The sequence below is a fragment of the Ewingella sp. CoE-038-23 genome (genome assembly GCF_040419245.1).
GTDB lineage: Bacteria > Pseudomonadota > Gammaproteobacteria > Enterobacterales > Enterobacteriaceae > Ewingella > Ewingella allii.
The window spans coordinates 2,963,173-2,978,009 of record NZ_JAZHOH010000001.1; the positions used below are offsets into that span (position 1 = coordinate 2,963,173).

Genomic DNA, 14,837 nt, shown 5'->3' on the forward strand with positions numbered 1-14,837 from the left:
AACCCGATTCAGCCCGCCCTAACGGCAGGCAATTCATGGTACTGCTGTCCGGCGGACTCGGCCGAGTGCGCCCCCTCGTCTAACAGGGTGCGCAGCCCTGCGGCTTTATTTTCTATCTCCTGCCACTCCTGCGCGGCGTCTGAACCGGCGACAATTCCCGCCCCGGCAAACAGCTCGAGCTGGCTGCCTTTCACGGCGGCCGAGCGCAGCGCCACGGTGAATTCGCTGCGCGTCAGGCTGAGATAGCCCGCCGAACCGGCGTACCACTGGCGATCAAAAGGTTCGTGGCGAGCAATAAATTCGCGCGCGGCCTGACGCGGCAAGCCTGCCACGGCGGCGGTGGGTTGCAGGCGTTGCAGGCAGTCGGCGTCGTCAGCTTTCGCCAGCACGGCCTGAATGCTGCGACGCAGATGCTGCACTTTGCGCAGGCGAAGGATTTCGGCGGGCATCACGTCCAAAGAGCGCGCCCCGCCCTGCAATCGCTGGCAAATGTCGTCAACCACCAGCATATTTTCACGCTGGTTTTTAGGGTCGTTGAGCAGCCACTGGCCAAGGGCGCGGGCTTGCTGATGGTCATCGGCGGCGGCCACGGTTCCGGCCAGCGCTTCGGTAAAGAGTTGGCGCTTTTCGCGCAGGAACAGCCGCTCAGGGCTGGAGCCGAGGAATGCCTGCTGCGGCGCAAACGCCAGCATGAAGTGGTAGCAGTGGTGATTCACCGCGCGGCTGGCGGCCAGGAAAGAGGCCGGATTCAGCGGCTGGCTGAGGGCCAGCGTGGTTTTGCGCGCCAGCACCACTTTGTCGAACTGGTTATGCTTAATCCCCCTGAGCACGGCGTCGATCATTCGCGCCCACTGCGGCTGAGTGGGCAGATGCTGGTAGCGCACCACCTGAGATTTCAGCGCCGGTAAGGCGCGAGCGCTGACCAAGGTGCGGAGAAAGACGCGCACTCTATGGGCTTCTTCGCGCAGAGAAACCGGGCTATAAAGCTGGCAACGCAAAATGCACTGGCCGTCGCGACGGCTGATTTCAATACGCGGCAGAAACAGCGCGTGGCTGGCCTGTGCGCCGCCCATGCCGTCGTTGAAGGCGTTCAGCCCCCAAATGCGCAGTTCAGGAAAGTCCGGATATTGCTTTAAGAAGTGCTGGGCGGAAGGCATGTCATCGAAGTTTGCCGCGTCGCCGCACAGCACCACTTCTTCGGCGTCGTCGCGCTGCTGCCAGTAGAATTTTGGGTAACAAGGCTGGGCGTCGAGCCATTCCAGCATGCCGCCGTGGGGTTGTTCAGGGAGTCGATAAGTGAACTGCCGGAGGCCAGCCGTGTCGGGAAAAATCCCTAACAGCGCCGAATCCAACTGGTCAAGAATTGCTGAAATCTGTTTCACCGCCACCTCAGCCGCATCCGAATGGTTTGATGTCAGGCAGAATGCCCTTCTGGATCAAAAAACGGGTTAGATCAAGTACGGGTGAATTATGCGGCGTTAGCGGGATTTAAAATATGCGGCAGATCAAGGCAGAGCCAGAGCCTGTAGATATGAAGGGGTAGTGACTCATTCAGAGGGGTTATAAGGCAGAAAACAGAGAGGCAGCCGAAGCTGCCTCTGGGACGATATTGCCGAGCTTAGCTTAGCGACGCAGCAGTAAGCCGATCACCAACCCCACGGCTGCACCGGCACCTACGCCGTGCCACGGGTTTTCGCGCACGTAGCTGTCGGTTTGCTCAGCCACCTGACGCGCCTTAGCGCAGTAAGAGTTCGCGCCGTTGCTCAGGCGAGATTTTACCTCTTCCAACGCCTGCTCCGCGCGGCTTTTAATCTCGATATATTTTTCATCTGCTTTGTCACCGGAGGATTTCAGCACCTCTTCAAGCGTTTCGGAAAGCATTCTTAAATCATCGTCCAGTGACGCCTGCTGCGGTTCAAATTGGTTCGACATGGTTATCTCCTTATTTTGTGATTATCACGATACCCATTAACCCTAGCGCAGATTTGCCATAAACGCAGGATCAAAAACGGAGAGAGCCGCTGTCGACGGTCTTTTAAGAACCTTCTGACCGCGTCACCGGCGGGAATGGCGGCTTATCGCTCGCCGATTGTTGAGCCGAAGCACGCTGCTTTTCACGGCGCTCCGCCAGCCACAGGCCGCTATTTTTCATCGCATAGCCAAACAGCAGGCCGACCAGCAGGGATAACACCACCTGACGCCAGTCGCCTTGGGCAGCGAAAGTGGCACAGGCGCCGATGAAAGTCCCCGGCACGAAGGCCAGCCACTGTTGCCAGGCTTGGATACACATCAGGAAGGCGACCACGCCGGTGAGCATGTAGCCCAGCAGCGTCCACTCAGGGCGCAGCGAGCTGCCAGCAATAATCACTTCGGCCCAGAACACGCCACTCAGGCAGGTCAGCGTGCTGATGACCAGACCGCGCAACCCGCCCTTCGGGCAGGCGAAATAAGCCGTACAGCCGAGAAAGCCAGCCCAGCTAATCAGTCCCAGACTAATAGCCACCCAGCCCCAGATGCCGGAGAGAATGCCGGTGGTAATGGCGATCATCACCAATACGTTCATGATGTGTAAATCCTGTGCGATTCTGAACAAGCGCGCAGTTTACGCATCGGCAAAAATAATGGAATGGGTTAGATCACAATATCGATGTAATTTATTGCTGAACGTACATACAAACGTGACTTGCATCACATTATTGCAATGGATTGTACAAATAGCGCCCATAAAAAAACCGCCCATCGAAATGAGCGGTTTTCAGTTTTGCTACTGCGTCAGGCTATCAGAACAGCGGTTGCGCCATCTGAACCAGCGTGATCAGCGGCTGTGGATAGATACCGAGCAGCAGAACCAAGATCGCCGAAATCAGCACAACCACACCACCCGCAGTCAACGCCCAGTTGTTTGGCGTATCGCGAACCAGCTTGTCAGGTGCGCTCAGGTACAAGCTCACGGTCACGCGCAGGTAGTAGTAAAGACCAATCGCCGAACCCACCACCACGGCACCGGTCAGCCACCACAGATGCGCGGTCACGCCGGTCGCAATCACGTAGAACTTACCGATAAAGCCTAAGGTCATTGGGATACCGGCCAGTGACAGCATCATCACGGTCATTACCGCAGACAGGATTGGCTTGTGCCAGAACAGACCACGGTAAGAGAACAGTGATTCTGCGTCCGGGCCTTTGTACGGGCTAGACATCAGGCTAACCACGCCGAAGGCGCCCAAGCTGCTGAACAGGTAACCAGCCAGATAAACGCCGACGGTTTCCATCGACAACTGGTGAGTCTGTACTGCAATCAGTGCCACCAGCAGGTAACCCAAGTGCGCGATTGAGGAGTAACCCAACAGGCGCTTGATGTTGCTCTGGCTGATAGCCATCAGGTTACCGACCAGAATCGAGCAGAAGGCAATGATGCCCAGCACGACGCGAATCGCTTCGCTGTCGGCCACCGGTGCGTACAGGAATAAACGCATAACCACGGCGAAGATAGCAATCTTGCTGGCAGTCGCCAGGAAGGTTGAAACCGGAGCCGGCGCGCCCTGATACACGTCTGGTGTCCACAGGTGGAAAGGAACCAGTGACAGTTTGAAGCCCAGACCCACAATCATCATGCCCAGACCTGCCAGCAGCAGCGGCTGGTGCAGCATCACGCCGTCGGCCAGGTTTTTACCCAGCGCGACGAAGCTCAGATCACCAGACTGCGCGTAAATCAGCGCCATGCCGAACAGCAGGAATGACGACGCCCCAGCGGAGAGCAGCATGTATTTGATGCTGGCTTCAAGCGAACGTTTTTGACGGTAGGCATAACCAATCAGGCCGAACAGTGGCAACGAAATCAGTTCGATTCCGAGGAACATTGACGCCAGATGGTTAGAGCATGCCAGCAGAATGCCACCCAGTGCGGCAATCAGCACCAACAGGTAGAACTCTTCCCGGTTGTCCGGATAACCGGCCAGCCAAGGATAGGCAAAGGTGCTGGTAGCCAAGCTCGCCAGCAATACCAACCCAATGTAGAACATTGAGTAACCGTCAACACGAAGCAGTGGAGTGACGTCCTGCGGCCCGACCTGCCCTACATAGTAGAGGGAAAGCAGAGCCACGTTCAGACCGATAACTGTCAGTGTGGCATTCAGGAAATGGTCGCGTCGCCACGCAATGGACAGCATCACCACCACCACTGTCAATCCGACGATCATCAGCGGTAACAGTGCGATCAGATTTTGAAGTGTAAATGTCATGGCGAGTTACGGCCTTGTCGTTGAAATTGTTGAAACTGATGATCCGAACCAGTGCTGCACGTTAGCCATCGCCGCGCTAGAGGTATCGAGGATTGGCTGAGGATAAACACCCAACGCCACCAGCAGTACCACCAACAGCAGAATGATAGACAGTTCGCGTGCGGTCATGCCCTGCAGCGGCTCTTCTGATTTTGCTTTGCCGTAGTAAGCGCGCTGCATCATCACCAAAGAGTAAACCGAAGCAAAGACCAGACCGAAGGTCGAGATGACAGTGATCACCGGAACAATCGGGAAGCTGCCAAACAGGATCATGAATTCACCGACGAAGTTACCGGTGCCCGGCATACCCAGTGTTGCCACTGCGAAGAACAGCGACAGCGCAGGCAGGTACTTAATCCGCCCCCACAGTCCGCCCATCAGACGCATATCGCGAGTATGCAGACGCTCGTACAACTGGCCGCAGATGATGAACATACCTGCCGCAGACAGGCCGTGAGCAATCATCTGAATCACAGCGCCCTGGTAAGCCAGTTGGCTGCCGGTGAAGATAGCAATCAGTACAAAGCCCATGTGCGAAACAGAGGTGTAAGCAATCAGACGCTTGATATCGGTCTGAGAGAACGCCATCCACGCGCCGTAGAAGATACCGATAACGCCCAGCCACATAGCTATTGGCGCAAACTCATGCGACGCATTCGGGAAGAATGGCAACATGAAGCGCAACATGCCGTAGGCCGCGGTTTTCAGCAAGATACCCGCCAGGTCAACAGAACCCGCCGTTGGTGCCTGGCTGTGTGCATCTGGCAACCAGCCGTGCAATGGCACGACCGGCATTTTCACCGCGAAAGCGATGAAGAAGCCCAGCATCAGCAGGTATTCAACGTTGTGCGACATCGGAGTCTTCAGCAAGTCAGCGTAGTTGAAGGTCCAGGTGCCGGTCGCGTTGTAGTGCACGAAGACTAGACCGAGGATCGCAATCAACATCACCAGACCGCTGGACTGGGTATAGATGAAGAACTTGGTTGCTGCGCTGATACGTGTTTTACCGTCTGACGCTTTGTGTCCCCACAAGGCAATCAGGAAGTACATCGGCACCAACATCATTTCCCAGAAGAAGAAGAACAGGAACATGTCGATAGCCAAGAACACGCCGATCACGCCGCCGAGGATCCACAGTAAGTTCAGGTGGAAGAAACCCTGATACTTCTGGATTTCACGCCATGAACAGAGGATAGCCAAGACGCCGAGTAACCCGGTCAGCACCACCATCAGCAAGGACAGACCGTCCAGTGCCAAGTGGAAGCTGATACCAAAGCGCGGGATCCACGGCACAGAGAACTCTGACTGCCATTGTGGAATGCCGGTCGGGCTAGTTAATGAATAACCACCCTGCAACCACAGTTGCAGGGACAGTGCTAAGGTCAACCCCATCGAGATCAGCGCAATCCAGCGCGGTACTTTGCTGCCGAAACGCTCAGTCTGCCAACACAGCAGCCCGCCGATAAAGGGGATAAGAATTAGCCAAGGAAGTAGCATGGCGTTTTGTGTCCCTATTTGTTCGTACTATCTGTTCTTAAAGAATCAGCAACAGTGCCAAAACAACCACTGCTCCCAAACCCATGGACGCGACATACCAGCGTGTCTGACCGTTTTCACTTAGCGTCAAGCCACGGTTCCCCAAACGGGAGAACACAGCAGGCAGATTCATCAGTGAATTCAGTGGATCACGTTGCAGCAGCTTAGCGATGGCCAGATACGGCTTGACGAAAATCATGTCGTATAACCAGTCGAAGCCCCACGCGTGGAACCACCAGACCGTGAAGAAGCGGCCAATGGCGCTTTTCGCGATGCTGTTTACCAGTGAGCGTTTGCCAAGGTACAGCGCGGCTGCCAGCAAGATGCCAACAATCGCCACAACGCCCGAGGTGATTTCCAGGGTCAGTACACTGCCGTGCGCCAGCTCAGTCGTCTCAGGCAGTACGCCTTTCAACGGTGGCACGATCATCGCACCGATGAAGGTGGACAATACCAACAGCACCAGCAGTGGCAGATGGTGAGTAATGCCTTTGCCCGCATGCGCTTTAATCTTCTCTTCGCCGTGGAACACGATGAAGATCATGCGGAAGGTATATAGGGAAGTCATAAACGCCCCGACCAGACCTGCAATCATCAGATTGAGATGGCCGTTTGCCCATGCACCCGCCAGAATTTCATCCTTACTGAAGAAGCCCGCGGTGATAAGTGGCAAGGCAGACAGGGCTGCACCACCGACCAGGAAGCAGACATACACCAGAGGAATCGATTTACGCAGGCCACCCATCTTGAAGATGTTCTGTTCGTGGTGGCAGGCCAAAATGACCGAACCAGACGAAAGGAACAGCAGCGCTTTGAAGAACGCGTGCGTCATCAGGTGGAAGATGGCGGCATCCCACGCCTGCACGCCCAATGCCAAGAACATGTAGCCAATCTGGCTCATGGTGGAGTAAGCGAGAACACGTTTGATGTCGGTCTGAACCAGTGCGGCAAAACCTGCCAGAACCAGCGTCACTGCGCCAACAATACCTACCAGGTGCAGCACTTCAGGCGCCATCAGGAACAGGCCATGAGTACGTGCAATCAGGTAAACACCGGCGGTAACCATGGTCGCGGCGTGGATCAACGCAGATACCGGCGTTGGACCAGCCATGGCGTCAGCCAACCAGGTTTGCAGCGGAAGCTGTGCAGATTTACCCACTGCCCCACCGAGCAACATCAGCGTCGCCCAAGTGATAGCGGTGTCGCCAACGGCCAGTTTCTGCGGAGCCAGTACCATCAGCTCGCGGAAGTTCAGCGTACCCAGTTCGCGGTACAGGATGAACAGTGCGAAGGCTAAGAACACGTCACCAACGCGGGTCACGATGAAAGCTTTCATCGCAGCAGCGCCGTTGGCTGGGTGGGTGTAGTAGAAACCGATCAGCAAGTAGCTGCACAGGCCCACGCCTTCCCAACCGAGGTACATCAGCAACAGGTTATCTGCCAGTACCAGAATCACCATGCTGGCGATAAACAGGTTGGTGTAAGCGAAGAAGCGCGAGTAGCCCTCTTCACCGCGCATGTACCAAGACGCGAACATGTGGATGAAGAAGCCAACGCCGGTCACCACGGACAGCATGGTCATCGACAAGCCATCCAGCGTCAGGGTAGCGGCGATGTTGAAGTCGCCCACTTGCATCCAGTTCCACAGGTTCTGGTTGAAAACTTCATGGCCAGCAGCGCGCTGTGTCATGAAATCAATACCGACATACAGGGTCGTCAGCGCAGCCAGACCAATAGAACCCACACCTACGGTGGCGGAAGTATTCTCAGACCAGCGACCGCGTGAGAAGGCCAGCAGAACGAAGCCAATCAGCGGGAACAGAATTGTTAAATATAATAGGTTCATCCGCGCATCTCACTGACAGTGTCGATATTCAGGGTGTGGCGACGGCGATAGAGTTGCAACAGCAACGCCAGACCGATACTGGCCTCAGCCGCTGCCAGACTGATTGCCAGGATGTACATCACCTGACCATCAGCTTGCCCCCAATAGCTCCCAGCCACGATGAACGCCAACGCCGCTGCGTTGATCATCACTTCCAGACTGATCAGCATAAACAGCAGGTTGCGACGGACAAGCAGCCCGGTCAGCCCCAAAACAAACAGAATTGCGGCCAGGATCAGGCCATGCTGTAGAGGGATCATGCTCTCTCCTCCGTTTTTCTTTTCGCCATCTCAGTGGTCGCTGGTGCGTCACCGAACACTTCGCCCGGCTTGCTTTCGCGGCCAATGTGGAAGGCAACAACCAAACCGGCGAGCAGCAACATAGATGCCAATTCAACCGCCAGAACGTAAGGACCAAACAGCGCGATGCCGACTGCCTTCGCGTCTACCATGGTGCCTTCGATGCCGTGAGTGTGCAGACCAAGAATCGAGGTGATCATCACGCCCAGCAGGACCAGCGACAGGATGGAAGGCCCAATCCAGGTCGCCGGTTTCAGCCATGCACGTTCTTGTTCTTCGACATTGCCCAAGTTCAGCATCATCACCACGAACACGAACAGCACCATAATGGCACCGGCATAAACGATGATTTCCAACGCACCGGCGAAGTACGCGCCCAGCGAGAAGAACACCGCGGCGATCGCCAGAAGCGAGACGATCAGATACAGCAATGCGTGAACCGGGTTGGTGTGCGTGATAACACGCAACGTCGCCAACACGGCCACCACGGCTGCAATGTAAAATGCAAATTCCATGCTTGCGGCTCCTTAAGGCAACAGACCTTTGACGTTGATCGGTTTGGCTTCGTTTTCAGCTTCGCCTTTCGACTTGCCGTCAACTGCCATACCGGCCATCCGGTAGAAGTTATATTCCGGATATTTACCCGGACCCGAGATCAACAGATCTTCTTTCTCATACACCAGATCCTGACGTTTGAACTCACCGAGCTCAAAGTCTGGCGTCAACTGAATGGCCGTAGTCGGGCAAGCTTCTTCACACAAACCGCAGAAAATGCAGCGCGAGAAGTTGATGCGGAAGAACTCCGGATACCAACGACCGTCTTTATGTTCAGCTTTTTGCAGCGAAATACAGCCTACTGGACAGGCTACCGCACACAGGTTACAAGCAACGCAACGCTCTTCGCCGTCCGGATCGCGCGTCAGCACGATACGTCCGCGATAGCGCGCAGGTACGTTAACTTTCTCTTCCGGGTACATCTGGGTTTCGCGCTTGGCGAAGGCATGCATGCCTATCATCCACAAGCTGCGAACCTGGGTGCCGAACCCGACAACTATCTCTTTCAATGTCATGGCTAAATCACCCCTTATTGCGCGTTGTACAAGATGACCGCAGCGGTCGCCAACAGGTTAAGCAAGGTCAATGGCAGGCAAACTTTCCAGCCGAAAGACATCACCTGGTCGTAGCGGGGACGCGGCAAAGCAGCACGGATCAAAATGAACATCACCATGAAGAAAGCGGTTTTCAGCGCAAACCAGATAAACGGCGGCAGGAATGGACCCTGCCAGCCACCGAAGAACAGCGTCACAATCAGCGCTGACACGGTAACGATACCGATATATTCGCCCACGAAGAATAGACCGAATTTCATACCGGAATATTCAATGTGGTAACCGTCGGCCAGCTCTTGCTCAGCTTCCGGTTGGTCGAATGGGTGACGGTGACATACCGCAACGCCGGCAATCGCAAAGGTCACAAAGCCGAAGAACTGCGGAATGATGTTCCACATGTGGGCCTGTGAGTTAACGATGTCCTGCATATTGAAGGAACCCGCCTGTGCTACCACGCCCATCAGAGACAGGCCGAGGAACACTTCGTAGCTCAGGGTCTGGGCCGACGCACGCATTGCCCCCAACAGGGAGTATTTGTTGTTACTGGACCAGCCAGCGAACAGCACGGCGTAGACGGTCAAACCCGCCATCATCAGGAAGAACAGGATGCCGATGTTCAAGTCAGCGGCGAACCACGTTGAGCTCACTGGCACGATAGCGAAAGAGATCAGCATCGAACTGAACGCAATCATTGGAGCCAAAGTGAAGATCGCACGGTCGGTGAAGCGCGGAACCCAGTCTTCTTTAAAGAACATTTTGATCATGTCAGCAACGAGCTGCAAAGAGCCGCCCCAGCCAACACGGTTCGGTCCGTAACGGTTCTGGAACAGACCGAGCAGACGACGTTCGCCGAAGCTCATGAATGCGCCACACACCACCACGACCAGCAAGATCACGACGGCTTTCAGAACCGCAATCAGCACCTCAATCACTTCAGGTGTAAACCAGCTCATCGTGTTGCCTCCCGCAGATTTTCAACCGTTGCGCCCACCAGAACCGGAGAAATTCCCGGCAAGCCCAGTGGCAGACCAACCTGTCCCTGATGCAAGGTTTCGCTTAGACGAACTGGCAGAGTCAGGGTCTGGCCGCCGCAGGTGAATTCCACCTGAGCACCGGCGTTAACGCCCAACTGCGCCGCATCGGCTGGGTTAACCATCACGTAAGGCTGTGGCATACGCTGCTGGATCACGTGCGAACGCTGGCTCATCTCTTCACTACCAAACAGGTGGTAGTAAGGAGCAACGCGCCATTGGTTGCTTTCCGCCGCGAAGGCCGCAGGAATGGTGGTGAAGTAGTCAAGGCTGCCCTCGCCTGCTTCAATCATACGCACGCCCGGATCGCCAAAACGCAGACTGCCACCGACTTCGCTCTGGAACTTGTTCCAGGCTTGTGGTGAGTTCCAACCCGGCGCCCAGGCAAACGGCACCTGATTACGTTCAGCTAACGGGTTGTTGTTCCCTTCCATCGAGAAGGCAAACATGGTGTCTTTATCTTGCGGCTGACGTGGTTCATGCACGCTGATGTTAGCGCGCATCGCAGTACGGCCACTCGAACGGTGCGGAGAACGCGCCAGTTTCTGACCGCGAATGCGGAAGCTGGCGTTTGGTGCAGCTTCAACCATGCCTTTCAGCTGTGGCAGAGCGGCGACGCAGGCTTCGATCACGTGGTCTAACTGAGTCCAGTCAACGTGACGGCTGTTAAGGGTTGAGTGCAGCGAGTGCATCCAACGCCAGCTTTCCAGCATCGCAACGGAAGTGTCGTAGTAAGCCGGGTCATAAACCTGGAAGAAGCGCTGGGCGCGGCCTTCCTGGTTAACCACGGTACCGTCACTTTCTGCGAAGCTGGCCGCAGGCAGGATAAGCGTCGCTTTGTCCATGATGCGGGTACGCTGATGGTCAACAACCAGCAGGTTTTCAACTTTAGCTAATGCTGCATCAACTTTGGCTTCTGGCGCCTGACGGTAAAGGTCATTTTCCATCACGATTGCGCTGTCTGCGCCGCCGTTAGCCAGCAGTTCGAGCGCGGCATCCAAAGTACCGCCGCCAATCATTGACAGACCGATGCTGTTAGAAGAAGTCGCAACGAAGGTGATACCCACATCGCTGCCGCGCACTTTCAAAGCTTTCGCCACGTTGGCTGCCGCTTCGATGATGGCGTCGCTACCCGCATTGCTGCCGGTAATGATCAGCGGTTTACGTGCTCCTGCCAATGCCTGCACGATCACGTCGATTTTCTTGTCGAGGCCTTCAGCCAGGTCGGTGACAGCCGGAGCAGACTCGTCCAACCCGTGGGCGATAGCGAAGCCGAAGCGGGCTTGCTCATCCACCGGCGCGCGGTAGTTGTATGCCGCGATGTCATCGAGTTTAGTGTTATCAACGTTGGTGATGAACAGCGGGTGCTTAGCATGCTGACCGATGTTCTGCACCGCCGCGATTTGCCAGTCGGCAACGCGCTGTGCCGCAGCCATTGCGCGAGCTTTGCCTTTTACTGCCTGACGAACAGACAGGGCAATGCGCGCGCCGGTTTGGGTTAAATCTTCACCCAGCACCAGTACGGCGTCGTAGTCTTCGATTTCACGCAGGGCTGGCGTGTGAACGCCGCTGTTGCGCAGAACGTTGAGCATCAGCTCAAGGCGGCCTTGTTCGGCTGCGTTGATACCGGTGTAGAAGTTCTCTGCGCCGACCAGCTCGCGCAGCGCGAAGTTGCTTTCGAGGCTTGCGCGCGGAGAACCAATACCGATGGCTTTTTTCGACTGACGCAGAATATCTGCCGCGCCCTGCATCGCTTGTTCAGCGTTCAGTTCGATCCAGTCGTTGCCACGCAGCTGCTGTGGTTTCTTCGGACGGTCTTTGGCATTGACATAGCCATAGCCGAAACGACCACGGTCGCAGAGGAAGTAGTGGTTCACGGTGCCGTTATAACGGTTTTCGATACGACGCAGTTCGCCATAGCGCTCACCCGGGCTGGTGTTACAACCGACGGAACACTGTTGGCAGATGCTTGGCGCAAACTGCATGTCCCATTTACGGTTATAACGCTCGGAGTGCGTTTTGTCGGTGAACACGCCGGTCGGGCAGACTTCTACCAGGTTACCGGAGAACTCGCTTTCCAGCGGGCCATCTTCCGGGCGACCGAAGTAGACGTTGTCATGTGCGCCGTAAACGCCCAAGTCTTTACCATCCGCGTAGTCCTTGTAGTAACGGACACAACGGTAGCAAGCGATACAGCGGTTCATTTCGTGAGAGATGAACGGGCCGAGATCTTGGTTGTTATGAGTACGTTTGGTGAAGCGATAGCGACGCATGCTATGACCGGTCATGACCGTCATATCCTGCAAGTGGCAGTTGCCGCCCTCTTCACACACCGGACAGTCGTGTGGGTGGTTAGTCATCAACCACTCAACCACGCTCTCACGGAACTCTTTGGCTTCGCCGTCATTGATGGAGATAAACGTGCCATCGGATGCCGGTGTCATACAAGACATCACCAAACGACCGCGCGTATCTTCCGCGTTTTGGTATTGCTTAACCGCACATTGGCGGCAAGCGCCGACGCTTCCCAGCGCCGGATGCCAGCAAAAATAAGGAATATCGAGGCCAAGAGAGAGGCAAGCCTGCAACAGGTTGTCCGCTCCATTTACATCGTATTCTTTGCCGTCTACATGAATCGTAGCCATAGTCAGCATGCTTCCACGTGGCCCACCTTTCAGCGGGCGTTAATCAAAAATTCTTGCCGGGTTGGCGTATATCGTTCGACAGCGCGTCCCTTGTTCTGGGATTTCGCGCGCAGCGGGCTCACGTCCGCCGCTTGGTGCCTTCACTACCAGCGCTGTTTGAGCAGGTTGTTTGGCTGAATACCGCCAATCGCCCGCGCATTGCTGTAATGCTGCTTGGCGATGCCCGCCTCAAACTCGTCCCGGAAATATTTAATCGCACTCTGCAGTGGCTCCACGGCACCCGGCGCGTGTGCGCAGAAGGTTTTGCCCGGACCAAGCTGGCGGCAAAGCTGCTCGAGCGTTTCGATATCGCCCGGTTGGCCTTCGCCACGTTCCAGCGCGCGGAGGATCTTAACGCTCCACGGCAAACCGTCACGGCATGGCGTACACCAGCCGCAAGATTCACGAGCGAAGAACTCTTCCAGGTTACGCACCAGGGAAACCATGCCAATTTCGTGGTCAACGGCCATTGCCAGCGCAGTACCCATACGGCTACCCGCTTTGCCGATGCTTTCGAAATCCATTGGCAGGTCGAGGTGGTTGCCGGTCAGGAAGTCCGTCCCTGCCCCACCCGGTTGCCAGGCTTTGAATTTCAGACCATCGCGCATGCCACCGGCATAATCTTCGAGGATTTCACGTGCGGTGATACCAAACGGCAGCTCCCAAACGCCCGGATTTTTCACCCGACCGGAGAAGCCCATCATTTTGGTACCGGCATCATTACTTTTTCCTGCGGAAATACCTTTGTACCAATCCACGCCGTGCTCAACGATAGCCGGCACGTTGCACAGGGTTTCAACGTTGTTTACACACGTTGGTTTGCCCCATACGCCAGACGATGCTGGGAAAGGTGGTTTGGAACGCGGGTTAGCACGGCGGCCTTCAAGGGAGTTAATCAGCGCGGTTTCTTCACCACAGATGTAACGCCCTGCGCCGGTGTGCACCACCAGTTCAAAGTCAAAACCGGTACCGAGGATGTTTTTCCCCAGGAACCCAGCGGCTTTGGCTTCTTCAATGGCTTTACGCAAGTTCACTGCTGCTTCGATGTACTCGCCGCGCAGGAAGATGTAACCACGGTAGGCTTTCAACGCGAATGCGGCGATCAGCATGCCTTCCACCAGCAGGTGTGGCATTTGCTCCATCAGCATACGGTCTTTATACGTGCCCGGTTCCATCTCATCGGCGTTACAAAGCAGATAGCGGATATTCATGCTTTCGTCTTTCGGCATCAGGCTCCACTTCAAACCGGTGGAGAAGCCTGCGCCGCCGCGGCCTTTCAGACCTGCGTCTTTGACCAGCGTGACCACGTCATCCTGAGCCATACCTTTCAGCGCTTTCTCAGCACCGGCGTAGCCATTTTTGCTACGGTATTCGTCGAGGAAAACCGGCTGCTTGTCATCGCGCATACGCCAGGTCAGCGGATGCATCTCTGGCGTGCGGATAATCTGTTTTGGCGTAAATCCCTGGAATGTCATGAGTAACGCTCCAATAATTCACCAATGTTTTCCGGCTTCAGGTAGCTGTGAGTGTCCTCGTCGATCATCATCGTCGGGCCTTTGTCACAGTTACCCAAACAGCAGGTCGGCAGCAGAGTGAAGCGACCATCTTCGGTCGTTTGGCCCGGCTTGATGTGCAGCTGTTCTTCGATTGCCGCCTGAATGCCTTGGTAACCGGTGATGTGGCACACCACGCTGTCACAATAGCGAATCACGTGGCGACCCACCGGCTGGCGGAAGATTTGGCTATAAAACGTTGCCACGCCTTCAACGTCACTGGCAGGAATATCGAGGATTTCAGCGATCGCGTAAATGGCACCATCTGGCACCCAGCCACGGTGTTTTTGCACGATTTTCAACGCTTCGATAGAGACCGCGCGGGCATCTTCGTAGTGGTGTTTTTCGTGCTCAATCGCTTCACGCTCAGCGTCATTAAGCTCGAACGCAGCAGGTTTTGCGGTCGGCTCGGAGACGTTGATGTACTGAACCTCTGAGTCTTTATTGATATCTGTCATCG

Annotated in this window: 13 protein-coding genes; all 13 read right to left on the reverse strand. The window is 55.7% G+C overall.

The window, feature by feature from the left end:
- Positions 1-8: 8 nt before the first annotated feature.
- The 13 genes from menF to nuoE all read right to left on the reverse strand — a co-directional run bounded on the left by menF (position 9) and on the right by nuoE (position 14,835).
- A complete protein-coding gene (menF, locus tag V2154_RS13945) occupies positions 9-1,382 on the reverse strand; it encodes an isochorismate synthase MenF (RefSeq protein ID WP_353502761.1) in 1,374 nt (457 codons plus the stop codon).
- Between the two features lie 241 nt (positions 1,383-1,623).
- Positions 1,624-1,932, reverse strand: coding sequence for a stress response protein ElaB (elaB, locus tag V2154_RS13950; RefSeq protein ID WP_034791744.1), 309 nt, complete (start codon positions 1,930-1,932; stop codon positions 1,624-1,626).
- Between the two features lie 103 nt (positions 1,933-2,035).
- On the reverse strand, positions 2,036-2,563 hold the full coding sequence (locus V2154_RS13955) for a DUF1097 domain-containing protein (RefSeq protein WP_353502762.1): 528 nt from the start codon (positions 2,561-2,563) through the stop codon (positions 2,036-2,038).
- Between the two features lie 217 nt (positions 2,564-2,780).
- Positions 2,781-4,241 (reverse strand): NADH-quinone oxidoreductase subunit NuoN, encoded by a 1,461-nt coding sequence (gene nuoN, locus V2154_RS13960; RefSeq protein WP_353502763.1) that lies wholly within the window; start codon positions 4,239-4,241, stop codon positions 2,781-2,783.
- 6 nt (positions 4,242-4,247) lie between these two features.
- Entirely contained in the window at positions 4,248-5,777 is a 1,530-nt protein-coding gene (nuoM, locus tag V2154_RS13965) for an NADH-quinone oxidoreductase subunit M (RefSeq protein WP_353502764.1), read from the reverse strand.
- A gap of 37 nt (positions 5,778-5,814) precedes the next feature.
- Positions 5,815-7,662, reverse strand: a complete 1,848-nt coding sequence (gene nuoL / locus V2154_RS13970) for an NADH-quinone oxidoreductase subunit L (protein WP_154146993.1) — start codon at positions 7,660-7,662, stop codon at positions 5,815-5,817.
- Positions 7,659-7,961, reverse strand: coding sequence for an NADH-quinone oxidoreductase subunit NuoK (nuoK, locus tag V2154_RS13975; RefSeq protein ID WP_004936014.1), 303 nt, complete (start codon positions 7,959-7,961; stop codon positions 7,659-7,661). The genes nuoL and nuoK overlap by 4 nt, the downstream gene beginning before the upstream one ends.
- Positions 7,958-8,515: an NADH-quinone oxidoreductase subunit J gene (nuoJ, locus tag V2154_RS13980; RefSeq protein WP_353502765.1), complete on the reverse strand. Its 558-nt coding sequence runs from the start codon at positions 8,513-8,515 to the stop codon at positions 7,958-7,960. The genes nuoK and nuoJ overlap by 4 nt, the downstream gene beginning before the upstream one ends.
- Before the next feature lie 12 nt (positions 8,516-8,527).
- On the reverse strand, positions 8,528-9,070 hold the full coding sequence (gene nuoI, locus V2154_RS13985; RefSeq protein WP_034791754.1) for an NADH-quinone oxidoreductase subunit NuoI: 543 nt from the start codon (positions 9,068-9,070) through the stop codon (positions 8,528-8,530).
- A 14-nt stretch (positions 9,071-9,084) separates the two neighbouring features.
- A complete protein-coding gene (gene nuoH / locus V2154_RS13990; protein ID WP_034791755.1) occupies positions 9,085-10,062 on the reverse strand; it encodes an NADH-quinone oxidoreductase subunit NuoH in 978 nt (325 codons plus the stop codon).
- Positions 10,059-12,785 carry an NADH-quinone oxidoreductase subunit NuoG gene (gene nuoG / locus V2154_RS13995; RefSeq protein WP_353502766.1) on the reverse strand — a complete coding sequence of 909 codons (2,727 nt, stop codon included), beginning with the start codon at positions 12,783-12,785 and terminating at the stop codon, positions 10,059-10,061. The genes nuoH and nuoG overlap by 4 nt, the downstream gene beginning before the upstream one ends.
- 143 nt (positions 12,786-12,928) lie before the next feature.
- On the reverse strand, positions 12,929-14,299 hold the full coding sequence (gene nuoF / locus V2154_RS14000; RefSeq protein ID WP_353502767.1) for an NADH-quinone oxidoreductase subunit NuoF: 1,371 nt from the start codon (positions 14,297-14,299) through the stop codon (positions 12,929-12,931).
- Positions 14,296-14,835, reverse strand: a complete 540-nt coding sequence (nuoE, locus tag V2154_RS14005; RefSeq protein WP_154146995.1) for an NADH-quinone oxidoreductase subunit NuoE — start codon at positions 14,833-14,835, stop codon at positions 14,296-14,298. The genes nuoF and nuoE overlap by 4 nt, the downstream gene beginning before the upstream one ends.
- Between the last annotated feature and the right edge of the window lie 2 nt (positions 14,836-14,837).

What these genes read in the sequence shown, in the direction of transcription:
- elaB (WP_034791744.1), bottom strand. Translation starts at nt 1,932, where the DNA reads ATGTCGAACCAATTTGAACCGCAGCAGGCGTCACTGGACGATGATTTA.
- V2154_RS13955 (WP_353502762.1), bottom strand. Translation starts at nt 2,563, where the DNA reads ATGAACGTATTGGTGATGATCGCCATTACCACCGGCATTCTCTCCGGC.
- nuoN (WP_353502763.1), bottom strand. Translation starts at nt 4,241, where the DNA reads ATGACATTTACACTTCAAAATCTGATCGCACTGTTACCGCTGATGATC.
- nuoM (WP_353502764.1), bottom strand. Translation starts at nt 5,777, where the DNA reads ATGCTACTTCCTTGGCTAATTCTTATCCCCTTTATCGGCGGGCTGCTG.
- nuoL (WP_154146993.1), bottom strand. Translation starts at nt 7,662, where the DNA reads ATGAACCTATTATATTTAACAATTCTGTTCCCGCTGATTGGCTTCGTT.
- nuoK (WP_004936014.1), bottom strand. Translation starts at nt 7,961, where the DNA reads ATGATCCCTCTACAGCATGGCCTGATCCTGGCCGCAATTCTGTTTGTT.
- nuoJ (WP_353502765.1), bottom strand. Translation starts at nt 8,515, where the DNA reads ATGGAATTTGCATTTTACATTGCAGCCGTGGTGGCCGTGTTGGCGACG.
- nuoI (WP_034791754.1), bottom strand. Translation starts at nt 9,070, where the DNA reads ATGACATTGAAAGAGATAGTTGTCGGGTTCGGCACCCAGGTTCGCAGC.
- nuoH (WP_034791755.1), bottom strand. Translation starts at nt 10,062, where the DNA reads ATGAGCTGGTTTACACCTGAAGTGATTGAGGTGCTGATTGCGGTTCTG.
- nuoG (WP_353502766.1), bottom strand. Translation starts at nt 12,785, where the DNA reads ATGGCTACGATTCATGTAGACGGCAAAGAATACGATGTAAATGGAGCG.
- nuoF (WP_353502767.1), bottom strand. Translation starts at nt 14,299, where the DNA reads ATGACATTCCAGGGATTTACGCCAAAACAGATTATCCGCACGCCAGAG.
- nuoE (WP_154146995.1), bottom strand. Translation starts at nt 14,835, where the DNA reads ATGACAGATATCAATAAAGACTCAGAGGTTCAGTACATCAACGTCTCC.